The 15,707-nt window shown below is 64.8% G+C and carries 15 protein-coding genes; 11 read left to right on the forward strand and 4 right to left on the reverse strand.

Annotated features, from left to right (window positions below; all coding sequences use genetic code 11):
* Positions 1-154: 154 nt before the first annotated feature.
* Complete coding sequence (locus tag GPL20_RS12715) at positions 155-925, reverse strand: methyltransferase domain-containing protein (protein ID WP_157329810.1); 771 nt, start codon at positions 923-925, stop codon at positions 155-157.
* Between the two features lie 142 nt (positions 926-1,067).
* On the opposite strand from GPL20_RS12715, the gene GPL20_RS12720 reads away from it, so the two are divergent.
* A complete protein-coding gene (locus GPL20_RS12720) occupies positions 1,068-1,811 on the forward strand; it encodes an SDR family NAD(P)-dependent oxidoreductase (RefSeq protein ID WP_157329811.1) in 744 nt (247 codons plus the stop codon).
* Between the two features lie 55 nt (positions 1,812-1,866).
* Here GPL20_RS12720 and GPL20_RS12725 read toward each other — a convergent pair whose 3' ends face one another.
* Positions 1,867-2,976 carry a helix-turn-helix transcriptional regulator gene (locus GPL20_RS12725; protein ID WP_157329812.1) on the reverse strand — a complete coding sequence of 370 codons (1,110 nt, stop codon included), beginning with the start codon at positions 2,974-2,976 and terminating at the stop codon, positions 1,867-1,869.
* Between the two features lie 205 nt (positions 2,977-3,181).
* Between GPL20_RS12725 and GPL20_RS12730 the strand changes: the two genes are divergently transcribed.
* Positions 3,182-4,117: a class I SAM-dependent methyltransferase gene (locus GPL20_RS12730; protein WP_157329813.1), complete on the forward strand. Its 936-nt coding sequence runs from the start codon at positions 3,182-3,184 to the stop codon at positions 4,115-4,117.
* A gap of 112 nt (positions 4,118-4,229) precedes the next feature.
* Positions 4,230-4,637: a hypothetical protein gene (locus GPL20_RS12735; RefSeq protein ID WP_157329814.1), complete on the forward strand. Its 408-nt coding sequence runs from the start codon at positions 4,230-4,232 to the stop codon at positions 4,635-4,637.
* 308 nt (positions 4,638-4,945) lie between these two features.
* Here the strand turns inward: GPL20_RS12735 and GPL20_RS12740 are convergent, their stop codons facing one another.
* The gene (locus GPL20_RS12740; RefSeq protein WP_157329815.1) at positions 4,946-6,007 is read right to left on the reverse strand and encodes an isocitrate/isopropylmalate dehydrogenase family protein; all 1,062 of its coding nucleotides are present in this window, start codon (positions 6,005-6,007) and stop codon (positions 4,946-4,948) included.
* 170 nt (positions 6,008-6,177) lie between these two features.
* Between GPL20_RS12740 and GPL20_RS12745 the strand changes: the two genes are divergently transcribed.
* Positions 6,178-7,566, forward strand: coding sequence for an MFS transporter (locus tag GPL20_RS12745; RefSeq protein WP_157329816.1), 1,389 nt, complete (start codon positions 6,178-6,180; stop codon positions 7,564-7,566).
* Positions 7,567-7,581: 15 nt separating this feature from the next.
* Here the strand turns inward: GPL20_RS12745 and GPL20_RS12750 are convergent, their stop codons facing one another.
* Entirely contained in the window at positions 7,582-9,192 is a 1,611-nt protein-coding gene (locus tag GPL20_RS12750) for a B12-binding domain-containing radical SAM protein (protein WP_157329817.1), read from the reverse strand.
* A 304-nt stretch (positions 9,193-9,496) separates the two neighbouring features.
* Here GPL20_RS12750 and GPL20_RS12755 point away from each other — a divergent pair, with 304 nt between their 5' ends.
* From GPL20_RS12755 to soxA, 7 genes are all read left to right on the forward strand, one after another.
* A complete protein-coding gene (locus tag GPL20_RS12755) occupies positions 9,497-9,946 on the forward strand; it encodes a (2Fe-2S)-binding protein (protein ID WP_157329818.1) in 450 nt (149 codons plus the stop codon).
* A gap of 11 nt (positions 9,947-9,957) precedes the next feature.
* Entirely contained in the window at positions 9,958-12,144 is a 2,187-nt protein-coding gene (locus GPL20_RS12760; protein ID WP_157329819.1) for a xanthine dehydrogenase family protein molybdopterin-binding subunit, read from the forward strand.
* A 51-nt stretch (positions 12,145-12,195) separates the two neighbouring features.
* Entirely contained in the window at positions 12,196-13,467 is a 1,272-nt protein-coding gene (locus GPL20_RS12765) for an NAD(P)/FAD-dependent oxidoreductase (RefSeq protein ID WP_157329820.1), read from the forward strand.
* 201 nt (positions 13,468-13,668) lie between these two features.
* Positions 13,669-14,106 carry a sulfur oxidation c-type cytochrome SoxX gene (gene soxX / locus GPL20_RS12770; RefSeq protein WP_254126284.1) on the forward strand — a complete coding sequence of 146 codons (438 nt, stop codon included), beginning with the start codon at positions 13,669-13,671 and terminating at the stop codon, positions 14,104-14,106.
* Positions 14,107-14,114: 8 nt separating this feature from the next.
* The gene (locus GPL20_RS12775; protein WP_157329822.1) at positions 14,115-14,582 is read left to right on the forward strand and encodes a SoxY-related AACIE arm protein; all 468 of its coding nucleotides are present in this window, start codon (positions 14,115-14,117) and stop codon (positions 14,580-14,582) included.
* Positions 14,582-14,899 carry a thiosulfate oxidation carrier complex protein SoxZ gene (gene soxZ, locus GPL20_RS12780; RefSeq protein ID WP_157329823.1) on the forward strand — a complete coding sequence of 106 codons (318 nt, stop codon included), beginning with the start codon at positions 14,582-14,584 and terminating at the stop codon, positions 14,897-14,899. The genes GPL20_RS12775 and soxZ overlap by 1 nt, the downstream gene beginning before the upstream one ends.
* Complete coding sequence (soxA, locus tag GPL20_RS12785; protein WP_167533004.1) at positions 14,896-15,675, forward strand: sulfur oxidation c-type cytochrome SoxA; 780 nt, start codon at positions 14,896-14,898, stop codon at positions 15,673-15,675. Before soxZ ends, soxA begins: the two co-directional genes overlap by 4 nt.
* The last annotated feature ends 32 nt before the right edge of the window (positions 15,676-15,707 follow it).

Consider the following 15,707-nt stretch of genomic DNA (forward strand, 5'->3'; position numbering starts at 1 on the left):
CCGATTTCAGTAGTGGCAGCAATCCGCCACCCGAACAACTAGACCTAAGCCCAATTTGCGCTAGCCAAGTTATCTTGACGAGCGCGACATGCGCAACCCGGCATCCACTTCAGTCCAAGGGAGCGAGCACTTATGCCGCATTGCGGCACTGCACCTAACCTTTGCGCTGAGCAACCATGAAGAGACGCCGGAACGGGAACAGCGTTTGCCCCGCCGCATTCTTCGGATACGCCTTTGCGACGCGCATCCCATAGGCCGCTTCGAACGCGGCCCTCTCGTCGCCCTGCAAGACATCGAGATAGCGCGTCAGCCAGGTCCCCTTCGTCCATTCCTTCACGGGATTCTCGCCTTCGAGGACCTGGAGATACTCGGTCTCCCAGATGTCGATGTTCGCCGAGAGCGGCGCCAGCAGGTCGTGATAGAACGCCGGCCCCTCGACCGGCGGTGGCGTCACGAGATGCTCGACCTTGGTCCGCCACGGTCCGTTCAGCGCGGTCTCGCCGATCAGCACATGTGACGGCGCGGTGAAGTTGCGCGGCATCTGCACCGCGAGCATGCCGCCTGGCGTCACCTTCTCCATCACCGACGGAAACAGTGCCGCATGATTGGGCAACCAGTGCAGTGCGGCATTGGAATAGACCAGGTCATACTGCTTCGCCGGGCGCCACTGGCCGAGGTCTTCATGCGTCCATTCCACGTCGGGAGCAGCCTTGCGGCCGGCCGCGACCATCTCGGCCGAGCCCTCGACGCCGGTTACGGTCGCATCCGGCCAGCGCTCCTTGATCAGCTTCGTGACGTTGCCGGCGCCCGCCCCGAGATCGGCGATCTCGCGGGGAGCGAAATCCGGAATCCGCATCAACAAGTCGACGGCAGGCCGAAGCCGGTGGCCAGAGAACTTCAGATATTGCTGCGGATCCCAGACCATCGCTCGCGCCTTTTCTTTTTCGTGTTTCCTTCGCCGAAGCTCTTGGTTACCACTGCTCGTCCCGCTCAGGCAATTCGCAAGGCCGGCGGGACAGGGCGGGAAACGAGCAACAAGCAAAGAAGCAATCAAGAGAGCGTTGACCATGGATCTCGGGCTCAAATCGAAAACCGCAGTCGTCACGGGCGCGAGCATCGGCATCGGCCGTGCCATCGCCAAGGGCCTGGCTGCCGAAGGCGTGCGCGTCGTCGGCGTGGCGCGACGCACCGACTTGCTCGCCGAGCTGGTGAAAGAGGTCGGCGGTGGGCTTATCACCCCGTTCGAGCAGGACGTGATGACCGGGGACGCCGCGGAGAACATCGCAGCCTTCGCATTGAAGGAGCTCGGCCATGTCGACATCCTCGTCAACAATGCCGGCGGCAGCCGCCCGCTGCCGGTCGATGCGCCCGACAGCAAGTGGGACGAAGCGATCGCGCTGAACTTCACCAGCTACCGCCGCATCGCGCATGCGCTGCTGCCGCAGATGATCGAACGCAAATGGGGCCGCATCGTCAACATCACCGGCAAGTCCGAGCCGGAAGGCCTGAACGCCGCCTTCGCTGCCAAGGCCGCCGTGCACGCCTGGGCCAAGGGCCTGTCGCGCGAGATCGGCGAGCACGGCATCACCATCAACTGCATCCCGCCCGGCCGCATCATGAGCGAACAGATCCGCCGCAACTACCCGCCGGATTATCGCGAGCGCTTTGCGGAGGAAGAGATTCCCGTCGGCTATTGGGGCGAGCCGGAGGATCTCGCCGCCCTAGCGGTGTTCCTGGCGTCACCCGTGGCGCGGTACATCACGGGCACGGTGATCCCGGTGGATGGGGGGCTGCGGAGGTACCAGTTCTAGGAGGCATCAGTTCGCCCTGACGCGCCGGCCAAAGGTCGACAGCGGAGCATCGCGGCTAGAGATTGCGCATTTGACCGATCAGAGCCGCCAACTCGTTCTGTCGATGCGTCGCCGTCTTGCTGAAGACCGCCTTGACCTGGTTGCGGACCGTTTCCCGGGACAATGCCAAATCATCTGCGATCATTTCTGGCGACCATCCTGCCGCTATCAGTCGCGCCACCTTTGCCTCGGCGACCGTCAGCGCAAAGATTGCTGCGAGCAACTCGATTTCAGACTTGCGAACGACCTCAAGGTCCGTGAGCGTCAGGATGAACCTCGCCCCCAGAAATGGCGATCGAGCGGCCCCTGGCACGGGCAATAGCTTGATGACGATCGGACGCTTGGTCTCCCGCCGTGCAACGATGATGTTGCCAATGCGGCTGCCAGGGCGAAGACGGAGCTCCCGATCGGAGTTGGCCAGCCGCGCATCGAGAGCGCGCGTTGCCCTGCCGTCCCGCATGTACAATCTGTTGTTATGGACGCGAAAGTCGGTGTCGAAGATTTCGGTCGCCGCAGCATTGAGCTCCAGCACCCGCCCCATGCTGGTCATTGACAGCGCCGGCTCGTTGATCGAGTCGAAAGCGCCTAGGGATCCCAACAAGACCTGCCTTCCCACCGCATGGGACAGCGTGGCGGCTTCGGTCAGCGCCTCCGAAAGCAAGGCAAACGCCTTCAACTCATGTTCTTCGAAGGCTCCTTCCTCACGCTTGCGCTGCAGAGCGAGGGCCCACAATGCCGGCCCTGCCTGAAAGGAAATCGCAGACCACCATTGGAATCCGAGCTGTCCAAGATGCCTGTAAAGGGGATTTTCGAGCATCTCACGCTCGCAGGAAAAAAGATCCTGATCGCGCAGAACCTTCCTGCCGGACAGCAACAGCGGAACACCTCTGATGGCGCGAACGTCCTCCACGTGAAGGTTGGCGGCGAAGTAACCCTGGAAAGCCTCCTTCACCGACGGCGTCACGGGGACATCGGAGGTCCGCACATCACTCTGGAGCAGGCCCGCACCTGATGTCGCGGCCGCGGAGCAAATGTCTTCCAGGACCGATATCCACTGGCCGGGGTCCAGCACCGCTTCGCCCAACCGGGCTTTCGATCGCTCCAACTGTTCGAAATCAAGACGCATCAAAACCAATCACCCGGGAAAAACATCCTCCAAATTCGAACAATCCTTTGATACTTGCCTGCCGCTGTCAATTGCCACCGGGGCCAAGTTGACGTCCTGCGGGCGTTGAATTCTCAAGCAATTCCGCGGGCATGACCCACCTGGGTCATGCCCGTATGGCCGACCTTCGTCACTCTCGTCCCAACCATGGGAGATCGGGACGACAATGAACGAAGCGCTCAGGGAAATTGATTTGGAGCAGCTTGATCGGGCGGTGGGTGACTTCTGCCGTTTTTTTGAGCTGGTGCCGAGAGATCCAGCGGCGGCGATGCACGGAACGATCTCTCAGATGCACGCGCTTTGCTGCGCCCTGGCCAAGCTCCCGGCTCCGGCCTGGAACTCACCGAATGTTCAAAGGCTTCTGGCACCGGCCCTTCGTATCCACGCCCGCTCCTCGTTTGTCCGCAGACTTCAGGAGTGGCCACGGGGCTATCCCGGTGATTTCGAAACAGTCGAATTGCTCGCGGCCGGCTCGAGCCTGCCGACCACTGCCGATCCCGGCGACTGGATCCAATGGTACGCACTCAACACCGCCATTGCACAACAGCATCGAAACAGGATCTGGTGGCAGTACCTCAAGATGTGCGCGACGACGCCGGGGCGCATCCTGTCAATTGGCTGTGGCGGAGGTCCCGACTTCCGGATCGCACCACATCGATTTACGGGATCCACGGTCGTTCTCGTGGATCCCGACAAGCAAGCCCTGGCCCTCGCTGAAGAGCGACTGAGCCGCCATTGCGATGTTCACATCTTCTGCGGAGACGCGAGGCAGGCGATTCGACGGGTCCAGGACGAAGGACCGTTCGATGTCATCGTCTGCGGCTATCTGTTCGAATATCTCGATGATCGAACGATCATTGCCATTCTGGGGGAATTGCGTCGCCGCCTTCTCAGGGTGGGTGGGTCGATCGTCTTCACGAATATCGCCTCGGGGAATCCATTTCGTGTGTGGATGGAAGCCATCGCAGACTGGAAGCTGATTCATCGCTCTGCCGCGGATCTTCGCAGGATCACGGCGGCGGCGGGATTCGATACCCTCGATTTATCCATTCAGCGGGACCAGACCGGCCTAACTCACCTTGTTGAGATAAACGTCGCGTAGCGGGCTTCGCAGACGACGAGACCAGGCCGCGATGCCGCGTCCTTACCTTTGTAAATGCATTGTTTCGAAACCACATTGCCATTGGTCGGGCCGTGCTACCCCGGGATCATTCATGCGTACGCTGCTTATCATTCTGGGCATCTGGCTGTTGCTCAACATCCTTTTTGTCATCGTCATGATCCCGCCGCGGAAGTCGCGGCCGTCCGGCACCGACCGCAGGACGGGCGGTCTCGCGCCGGTGCCGGTTCGCCGCAATGACGCTACGCCCGACCAGGATCCCCCCGTCTCGCTTCGCCATGTGATCATCGCGATCGCGCTCGGCGCCTTCTTCTCACTGACCCCGCCCCTTCTGGAAGCCTATGACGTGCTCCGCAGCAAGCTACGGCGCCTCCGGGGGCAGAGAGACGACGCGACCGCGACAGAGCAAGACACGTTGCCGTCGATCCTTACGAAGCTCAGGGCTGAGTACGGCGAGCGGTCATCCGACGATCCGTCGGGCAAGGACGACGACCATCGCTGAAGCGTCCGTCGCGCCATATCGGCGCGCACGCTGGGTCTCTTCGCGGATCGGTGCCAGGGTGTCATCTTGCTGGTGTTTTGCCCGACGTGTCAACGTGATCACGTCCGGGATTGCCGCCGCCGACGCGGCTCGAAAACACCTTATCGATCAAGGGGCTTTCTACTGTGCATGGGGTTGTTTTTCGACTTTTTGTTTTGGACCTAACTGCGACAGCAGTGCTCCCTCGCCCCGTTCTTACGGGGAGAGGGTTGGGGTGAGGGGCAGCTTCCGCGTTCACGGTGACAGACGGACTCGCGGGGAGAGGCACATCACTCCGCCTGCAAGATCTCCGCGATCGCCGCACCCGCCGCGATGGTGCCGAGCCTGCCGCCGACGTCGCGCGTCGCCCTGCCCTCGCCGATCGCTCTCGCCACCGCCGCCTCGATCGCGCGCGCGGCCTCCTCAAAGCGCACCGCCCCGCTCTTCTCGCCGTACCAGGCCAGCAGCAACGCCGTCGACAGGATCAGCGACACCGGATTGGCGACGTCCTGCCCGGCGATATCGGGCGCCGAGCCGTGCGCGGCCTGAGCCATGGCGTAGCTGTCACCGACGTTGAGTGAGCCGCCGAGGCCGAGGCTGCCCGAGAGCTCGGCGGTGAGATCGGACAGGATGTCGCCGAACATGTTGGTGGCGACGATGACGTCGAAGCGGTCGGGGTTGCGCACCACATGCGCCATCATGGCGTCGACCAGCACGTCGTCGACCGCGAGGCCGGGATAGGCCCTGGCCGCCTCGCGGCAGATGTCGAGGAACATGCCGTCGCCGATCTTCAGCACATTGGCCTTGTGCACGATGGTCAGATGCTTGCGCCGCTTCATCGCCAGACGGCAGGCGGCGTGCGCGATGCGCTCGCAGCACGCCCGCGTGATCCGGCGCAGCGAGATCGCGACGTCAGGCGTGACCAGCATCTCGCCATTGCCCTGCTCCATGTTGCGGTCGGCATAAAACCCTTCGGTGTTCTCGCGCACCACGACGAGGTCGAAATCGCCGAGGCGGCCGGGCCGCCCTGGATAGGTGCGCGCGGGCCTGATGTTGGCGTAGAGGTCGAGCGTCTTGCGGAAATGCCGCGACGGGTTGATCTCGCCACGCGCCTCGTCCTTGAAGTCGAAAGTTGCGGTCGGCCCCAGGATCAGCCCGTCGGCGGCGCGGACGATGTCGAGCAGCTCGGGACGCACGGTGATGCCGAACTGTTTTAGGCTCGCATGCCCGACCGCGTGCTCCTCGAGGCGCAGATCGAGCTGGAAGCGCTCGGAGGCCGCGCGCAGCACGCCCGACGTCGCGGCAGTGATCTCCGGTCCGATGCCGTCACCGGGCAGAACGACGATTTGCATGGCGATCCCCTGACATTGCAGCCGCTCGCGCGATCATACGCCAGCGCACGGCATCATCGCCTGAGCTTCGCGCATACACAGCATGCAAGCATATGCCTGTGGCAGCGCGCCCGGCCGTAGTACATGCCGAAAGTCCCTGTAGCCACACCGCCGGAGCGCCGCGCAAGGCAATGACAATCACGTTACCTGCCGCCGCGCGCGAGCCTGACCGCCCCATCGCCGACGGCCTTCCGGCCGCGCAGCGGCGCTGGGCGATCGCCGCCATCTTCACCGCGCTGGCGATGGCCTCGCTCGACACCGCGATCGCCAACATCGCCCTGCCCGCCATCGCCGCCGACCTGCATGTCACGCCGGAGCAGTCGGTCTGGGTGGTCAACGTCTATCAGATCGCGCTGGTCGCGACGCTGCTGCCGCTGGGCGCGCTCGGCGAGATCGTCGGGCACCAGCGCATCTATCTCGGCGGCCTGATCCTGTTCACCATCGCCTCGCTGCTTTGCGCGGTGGCGTGGTCGCTGCCGAGCCTGCTGGTGGCGCGCGTGCTGCAAGGCCTCGGCGCCAGCGGCATCATGAGCGTCAACACGGCGCTGGTGCGCTTCGTCTATCCCGGCCGGATGCAGGGCCGCGGCTTCGGCCACAACGCGCTCGTGGTCGCGACCGCCTTCACCCTCGGGCCCTCGATCGCCTCCGCCATCCTCGCGATCGGCCCGTGGCCGTGGCTGTTCGCCGTCAACATTCCCTTCGGTCTCGTGGCGATCGGCATCGGCTTTGCGATGCTGCCGAAGACACCGCGCGCCGATCATGGCTTTGACTTTCTCGGCGCGCTGCTCGCCGCAGCCTGCCTCGGCCTGTTCATCACGGGCATCGGCAGCGCGGCACACAACCTGTCGCCGGTTGTCGTGGGCATCGAGCTGGTCTCGGCCCTCGCGCTCGGCTTCATCCTGACGCGCCGCCATGCCGACCATCCGGCACCGATGCTGCCGATCGATCTGTTCAGCCGACCGATGTTCGCGCTGTCGGCGGCAACCGCGGTCTGCTCCTTCGCGGTGCAGGGCCTCGCCTTCGTCTCGCTGCCGTTCTATTTCGAGGACGTGCTGGGACGTTCGCAGGTCGAGACCGGGTTCTTCATGACGCCGTGGCCGCTGGTGGTCGGCATCATGGCGCCGATCGCGGGACGCCTGTCCGACCGCCATGCGGTCGGCCTGCTCGGCGGCATCGGGCTCGTGCTGCTCGGCCTCGGCATGGCGCTGCTCGCAATGCTGCCGGCCAATCCGGCCATCGCCGACATCATCTGGCGGATGGTGATCTGCGGCATGGGGTTCGGCTTCTTCCAGGCGCCGAACATGAAGGCGGTGATGTCAAGCGCGCCGCCGCACAGGAGCGGCAGCGCCTCAGGGATCGTCGCGACGGCGCGCCTGACGGGACAGACCACGGGCGCGGCACTCGCCGCGGCCTGCTTCGCACTCGCGGGCCACGACGGCGCGACATTGGCGCTGGCGCTCGGCGCCGGCTTTGCCGCGCTCGGCAGCGTGATGAGCTTCCTGCGGCTGGCGGTGAAGTAGCCCCTCAGGCCAGTGTCAAGCCGCCGTCACATCGACAGTCGCTGCAGTGACGGTTTCGTTGTCCAGCGCCGCCAGTCGCGTATCGATGGCAGCGATGACCTTGCGCGAGAACGGCCCGAGATGGGCATAGGCGGCGATCATCTGCACGGCGATGCGCGCCGATGACGTGTCGCGCTTGGCGCAATTCATGAAGGTCTGCCACAGCGGCCCGCGCGCTTCGGGAAGGGCCGTGACCACCTTGTGCACCGTCTCCATCGCGCCGAGTTTGGCGCGGATGTCGCCTTCCGCGAGCTCGTGGCGCTGCCGCGAACGGTCGAGCAGCGTCATCAAGCGGTCGACGCGTCCCGCATAGGCAGCCGGACTGTAGACGTGCTCCAGCACCCGCCTGTAGTCCATCAGGATGTCGCGCAGCGGGCGCACCGGATCGAAATTGATGCCGGCCGTGCATTGATCGGCCCCGATGGTCGGCGCCACATCGTGGCCCGGGTGAAGCCGGCCTTCGCGCTCCAGGCGGCGCGTGAGCTGCGTGTTCGGCAAGGCATAGAGCAGGCCGACCATGCTGACGGGGATCGCCGCCTCCTCGATGAAGTCGATCATGGCCTCAGCCATCGAGACCTTCTCATTGTCGAAGCCGACGATGAAGCCCGCAGTGACGAGGATGCCGGCGGCGTAGATCTTGTGGATGCTCTCGGCGATGTTGCGCCGCGTGTTCTGCTTCTTCCGCATCGCGACCAGGGTCGCCGGATCCGGACTTTCGATGCCGACGAAGATGCCGAAGAAATTGGCCGCCCCCATCAGCTCCAGCAGTTCCGGATCGTCGGCGAGGTTGACCGAGGCTTCGGTGGAGAACTCGAACGGGTAACCGTGGGAGCGCTGCCACTCGGCGAGCTGGGGCAGGAACAGCCGCAGCGACTTCTTGTTGCCGATGAAATTATCGTCGACGAAGTCGAGATGGCCGCGATAGCCCATCCCGTAGAGCGTATCGAGCTCGCGCAGGATCTGCTCGTTCGTCTTGGTCCGCGGCACGCGTCCGTAGAGCTCGATGATGTCGCAGAACTCGCAGGTAAACGGACATCCACGAGAATACTGCACGCCGAGATAGAGATAGTCCTCGAACTTGAGCAGGTCGAAGCGCGGCACCGGCGTCTTGGTGACGTCGGCCTGGAATTTCGGCGCGGTGAAGACGCCGGACCGTGCGCCGCTGTCCCAGGCCGCGATGAATTCGTCAATGACGCTCTCGGCCTCGCCAAGCACCCGGAAGTCGGCCCTCTCATAGATGTGGGGGCTGGATGTTGGATCGGGCCCGCCGACGACAACCGGCTTGCCCGCCGCGCGGCAGAGCTCGATCAGGTGTAGCGTGTCGGCCTGCTGCGGCAGCATGCCGCCGGTGAAGACGACGTCGGCCCAGGCGAGATCGTCATCGCTGACGGGTGCCGCTGCGGTGTTGCAATCGATCAGCCGGACCGTCCAGCTCTCGGGCAGCATCGCGGCAACGGTGATCAGCCCCAAAGGGGCCGCAGGTCGCTTGACGCCCAGCACTTTGCAGGATTCGCCAAAGGTCCAGAAGGACTCTGCCGAGAATAGCGGGTAGAGCATCAGCACGTTGCAGGGACTCGGCACGTTCATGGAACTCCTGTTGACTCGGTCCAGTGTACCAAAGCGTCCGAGTCTTGCACCCCGGCAAAATGGACAAACTGTCGCCGGACGGAACCGTCGCGCCAGGCCACATGGCGGCGTTCAGGGAGGGGGTGCGGAGCCTAGTTGCGGCGATTTCAGGACGGCTCACAACACCGCCCGATCCAAAATCTTCCCGCGGCCGCCACAATCTTCGGCAATCACCCCTCGGACTGTTGATTTGAATGGTTCCAGTTTGCCGGACACATTGCGCCCCTGAGTTCAATCGGTGGATTGGGCCAATCAGGGGACTGCGATGGCAAACCTAACAATCAACGGAAAAAACTTCACACTCGACGTCGAGCCGGACACGCCGCTGCTCTGGGCGATCCGCGAGAATGCCGGCCTGACCGGCACCAAATACGGTTGCGGCATTGCACAATGCGGCGCCTGCACCGTTCACATGGACGGCGCCGCGATTCGCTCCTGCGGTGTCTCGGTCAGCGAGGCCGAGGGCAAGAAGATCACCACGATCGAGGGGCTCGCATCCGGGGATTCGCTGCACAGGGTGCAGGAAGCCTGGATCGCGCAGGACGTGCCGCAATGCGGCTATTGTCAGAGCGGCATGATCATGGCGGTGGCGGCGCTGCTGAACGAGAAGCCGAAGCCGACCGACGCCGACATCGACGAGGCCATCACCAACATCTGCCGCTGCGGCACCTTCCAGCAGGTGCGCGAGGCGATCCACACGATCGCAAGCGCCTGAGGAGCCGCCACATGAATCAGCATGTTTCTCCCAAGATGAATCGCCGTGCCTTCGTCATCGGTACGGCCGCGGTCGGTGCCGGTCTTGCGATCGGCCTCGACATTCCCTTCGGCGGCCCCGCCGTGGTCCGCGCCGCCGACGGCTCGCCCGAGATCGGCGCCTGGGTCGTGGTCAGGCCCGACGATACCGTGGTGATCCGCATTGCCCGCTCCGAGATGGGTCAGGGCTCGCTGACCGGCCTCGCCCAGCTCGTCGCCGAGGAACTCGAATGCGACTGGACCAAGGTCACGACCGAATATCCGACGCCCGGCCAAAGCGTCGCCCGCAAGCGCGTCTGGGGCGATTTCTCGACCGGCGGCAGCCGCGGCATCCGCTCCTCGCAGGACTATGTCCGCAAGGGCGGCGCCACCGCGCGCGTGATGCTGATCCAGGCCGCCGCCGATGCCTGGAAAGTGCCCGCGTCTGAATGCACGGCGGCCAACAGCGTCATCACCCATACGCCGTCGGGCAGGACCACGACCTATGGCAAGGTCGCCGAGGCTGCGGCGAAGCTGACGCCGCCCGCCGACGTCAAGCTGAAGGATCCGAAGGACTGGAAGCTGATCGGCAAGGGCGTGAAACGGCTCGACACCGCCGACAAGACCACCGGCACCATGATCTACGGCGTCGACGTCAAGCTGCCGGGCATGCTGAACGCCGCAATCAAGGACTGCCCGGTGTTCGGCGGCAAGGTGAAGAGCTTCGACGAAGCCAAGATCACCGGCATGAAGGGCGTCAAGAAGGTCGTCAAGGTCGGCGATACCGCGGTCGCGGTCGTTGCCGACACCTGGTGGCACGCCAAGACCGCGCTGGAGGCGCTGCCGATCGTCTGGGACGAAGGCGACAACGCCAAGGTCTCGAGTGAGTCGATCGCGAAGTGGCTGGCCGAGGGCCTCAACAACGACCAGCCGGCCTATGTCGGCAACAAGAACGGCGACGCGAAGGCGGCCATCGCCGGCGCCGCCAAGAAAGTCGAAGCCGTCTACAGCTACCCTTACCAGAACCACGCCACGATGGAGCCGATGAACGCCACCGCGCTCTACACGGCAGACAAATGCGAGGTCTGGTGCGGCACGCAGAATGGCGAGGCGGCGTTCGCAGCGGTGCTGGAGGCGTCCGGCCTGCCGGCGGAAAAGTGCGACGTGCACAAGGTGATGCCCGGCGGCGGCTTCGGCCGGCGCGGCCAGACCGACTATGTCCGCCAGGCCGTCATCATCGCCAAGCAGATGCCGGGCACGCCGATCAAGCTGTTGTGGTCGCGCGAAGAGGACATGGCGCACGGCCGGTATCACCCGATCACCCAGTGCAAGATGACCGGCGCGTTCGATGCCAACAACAATCTGGTCGCGCTGCACTACCGCCTGTCCGGGCAATCGATCCTGTTCTCGCTGCGTCCTGACGCGCTCCAGAACGGCATGGACCCGGCCGCATTCCAGGGCGTCGCCCAATCGGGCGAGGCTGCGTTCGGCTACTCGGTGCCGAACCTGTTGATCGAGCATGCGATGCGCAACCCGCACGTTCCGCCCGGCTTCTGGCGCGGCGTCAACGTCAATCACAACGCGATCTACATGGAGTGCTTCATGGACGAGCTGGCCCAGGCCGCAGGCCAGGACCCGCTCGAATTCCGCCGCAAGCTGATGGGCAACCACCCCAAGCACCTCGCGGTGCTCAATGCCGTTGCCGAGAAGATCGGCTGGACCACGCCGGCGCCGCAAGGCGTCTATCGCGGCATCGCACAGGTCATGGGCTATGGCAGCTATGTCGCCGGAGCCGCCGAGATCTCGGTGACCGACGGCAGCAAGATCAAGATGCATCGCATCGTCGCCTCCACCGATCCCGGCTACGTCGTCAATCCGGCGCAGGTGGAGCGGCAGGTCGCGGGCTCCTTCGTCTATGGCCTCTCCGCGCTGTTCTACGGCGGCTGCACCGTCAAGGACGGCAAGATCGAGCAGACCAACTTCGACACCTACAACTCGATGCGCATCAATGAGATGCCGAAGGTGGAGACGGTGATGGTGCCGAGTGGCGGGTTCTGGGGCGGTGTCGGTGAGCCGACCATCGGCGTCGCGGCGCCGGCGGTGCTCAACGCCTATTTTGCGGCCACCGGCAGGCGCATCCGCTCGGTGCCGCTGCGCGACCAGAACATCACCTTCGCCTGACAAAGACCGCGGCGGCCGCACGGCCGCCGCGGCATTTTCCGGACAAGGCCCATGAATGCGCCGGTGACACGGCGGAATGCCATCCTCGGCATCACCGCCGCGGCCACATCGCTCGCTGCACCTTCGATCCTGCGCGCGCAATCGGCGGGCCGCATCGTCGTGATCGGCGGCGGCTTCGGCGGCGCGGCCTGCGCTCGCGCGCTCAAGCGCGCCGATGCAAGACTGCAAGTTACACTGATCGAGCCGAACAAACTCTTCACCGCCTGCCCGTTCAGCAACGAGGTGATCGCGGGCCTGCGCGAGATCGAGGCGCAGCAATTCGGCTATGACAAGCTCGCCGCAGATGACATCACCGTCGTCGCTCAGGCGGCGACGGCCATCGACACGCAAAAGCGCAGCGTCACGACAGCCGACGGCGTCATGCTGGCATATGATCGCCTGGTGCTCTCACCCGGCATCGACTTCCATTTCGAGCCCCTACCCGGTTACGATGAGGCGGCATCGGAGAAGATGCCACACGCCTGGCAGGCCGGCGCGCAGACGCTGCTGCTGCGCAGGCAATTGGAGGCGATGCCGGACGGTGGCACGGTCGCGATCGCCATCCCGGCCAATCCCTCGCGCTGTCCACCGGCGCCCTACGAGCGTGCCAGCCTGATCGCGCATTATCTCAAGACGCAGAAGCCGCGCTCGAAAGTTCTGATCCTGGATGCCAAGGATGCCTTCACCCAGCAACGGCTGTTCGAGAAGGCATGGAAGGAGCTTTACGGCGACATGATCGAGCGCATCGCGCTGTCGCAGGGTGGCCGCGTCACCTCGGTCGACGCCTCGACCAGGACCATCATCACCGAGTTCGGCAACTACACCCCCGATGTCGCCAACGTCATCCCGCCGCAGCGCGCCGGGCGCATCGCCGCGATCGCGGGTGCTGCGGATGCGACCGGCTGGTGCCCGATCGATCCCGTCACCTTCGAATCGAAGCTCGTCAAAGACATCCACGTCATCGGCGATGCCTGCCTCGGCGGCGGCATTCCCAAATCGGCCTCGGCCGCAAGCGCGCAAGGCAAGGCCTGCGCCGCCGGGATCGTCAACCTGCTCACGGGCCGCGTGCCGGAGGCACCGCGGATCACAGGCGTCTGCTACAACACCGTCGCGCCCGGTTACGGCTTTTCACTTGCCGGCAACTACCAGCCGAAAGGCGACGTCTTCGCAGAGATCGAAGGCGGCGCGACGAGCCCGGTCGATGCCCCGCGCGAGTTGCGGGCCCGCGAGGCAGACGAAGCCGGGCGCTGGTTTCAAACCATCACGGCGGATTGCTTTGGCTAGAACATGATGAGACCAAGCCGCCGCCACGAGCCCGGTGCGCTCCCTCCCCCGCCTGCGGAGGAGGGCTGGGGAGAGGGTGTCTCCGCAATCGAGAACCTCCAAGAGGAGAGAACCCTCACCCGCCGCTGCGCGGCGACCTCTCCCGCACGCGGGAGAGGTAAGAAGAGCCCGCGGCTCGATCTCTCCTCTCGCAACCGATCAATTGTTGCTGCGGTGATCGCGATAACTCTTGCGCTTGGCGCCGGCAGTGCGAAAGCCGAAGATCTCGTGCCCTACAAAATCGTCGGCGACGGCATTGCGGACTCCCTCACCGGCTCAGCCGGCGATGCCGCGCGCGGGCGCACGCTGGTGTTGGCGCGCACGACGACCTGCATCCTCTGCCATTCCGGCCCGTTCCCGGAAACGCGGTTCCAGGGCGACCTTGCGCCGGATCTCACCGGCGCCGGGAACCGGTGGTCAGTGAGCCAGTTGCGGCTACGTCTGGTCGACGCGTCGCGCTTCAACCCGCAGACCATCATGCCGTCCTACTATCGCAATGACGACCTCATGCGTGTTGGACGCAATTTCGTCGGCAAGCCGATATTGTCGGCTGCGGAGATCGAGGACATCGTGGCCTATCTTGCAACGCTTCGGGACTAGGACTGCTCATGCCAACCACGCGACGACGATTCCTGAGCCTTGCCGGCGGCGTGACCGTCGCCGGGACCATCCCGGTCGTCACGCTGCGGCCGCTGGAGGCGACGCCCGCGATGCTCACGACCGCGATCCGCAACGTCGTCGGGGAAGCGCAATTGCGCACCGGCAGGGTCAAGCTCGACATTCCTCCGCTGGTCGAGAACGGCAACACGGTGCCGATGACGGTCAGTGTCGCAAGCCCCATGACCGCCGACGACTACGTCAAGAGCATCCACGTCTTCAACGAGAAGAACCCGCAGCCGAACATCGGCAACTTCCATCTCGGCCCCGCCTCCGGCCGCGCCCAGGTCTCGACGAGGATCCGGCTCGCCGACAGCCAGAAGGTGGTCGCGATCGCCCGCCTGTCCGACGACACGTTCTGGCAGGTCGCCGCCGACGTGGTCGTGACGCTGGCCGCCTGCACCGAGGAGATGAACTGATGGCCGCCCTCATCAACGTTCCCGCAAAGGCCAGACGCGGCGACGTCATCGAGATCCGCGCACTGACCTCGCACATCATGGAGACCGGCTTCCGCCACACCGTGGACGGCGTGCTGGTGCCGCGCGACATCATCACGAGTTTTACATGCCGCTACAACGGCGCCGAGGTCTTTCGCGCCGAGTTGTTTCCGGCGATCGCAGCCAATCCATATCTCTCGTTCTTCACGGTCGCGAAGGAGAGCGGCAAGTTCGAGTTCGAATGGATCGGCGACAACGGCTATTCGTCCACGGCGTCGGCATCGATCACTGTCGAATGAGACTTTGGCGCGCGATAGCGGCGGCGACATTGTTCGCCGCGGCCCCTGCCCTGCTGGCCGGTGAAATCCCGCCCGATGCGCGCCGGTCCGGCTATTCCTTCATGGGACCCGAGACGCGCGCCATGCAGGACGACGACACCTCCAATCCCGGCATGCTGTTCGTACTCGACGGCGAGGCGCTGTGGACCAAGAAGACCGGCGGCGCGGAGAAGGCCTGTGCGGACTGCCACGGCGATGCGCGCGGCAGTATGAAAGGCGTCGCGGCGCGCTATCCCGCCTTCGACAACGCGCTCGGCCGTCCCGTCACGCTCGATCAGCGCATCAATCTCTGCCGCGCCAATCACCAGCAGGCGACACCGCTGCCCTATGAGAGCCGCGATCTGCTGGCGTTGTCCGCCTTCGTCGCCCACCAGTCGCGCGGCGTGGCGATCACGGCCGGCGACGATCCGCGGCTCCAACCCTTCGTCGCGCAAGGACGCGACCTCTTCATGCAGCGCGAGGGGCAACTCAACCTCGCCTGCACCAATTGCCACGACGACAATTTCGACAGGCGCCTCGCGGGCGCACCGATCACGCAGGGTCAACCGACCGGCTATCCGCTTTACCGCCTGGAGTGGCAGACGCTGGGGTCGGTCGAGCGGCGGTTGCGCAGCTGCATGACCGGCGTCCGCGCCCAGGCCTATGATTACGGCTCGCCCGAGCTGGTCGCGCTCGAGCTCTACCTGATGTCACGGGCGCGCGGTCTGCCACTGGAGACGCCGGCCGTTCGTCCCTGATCGTAGATTAGGACTAGGCAGGCGTGGCACGG

It is taken from the genome of Bradyrhizobium cajani (assembly GCF_009759665.1).
Taxonomy (GTDB): domain Bacteria; phylum Pseudomonadota; class Alphaproteobacteria; order Rhizobiales; family Xanthobacteraceae; genus Bradyrhizobium; species Bradyrhizobium cajani.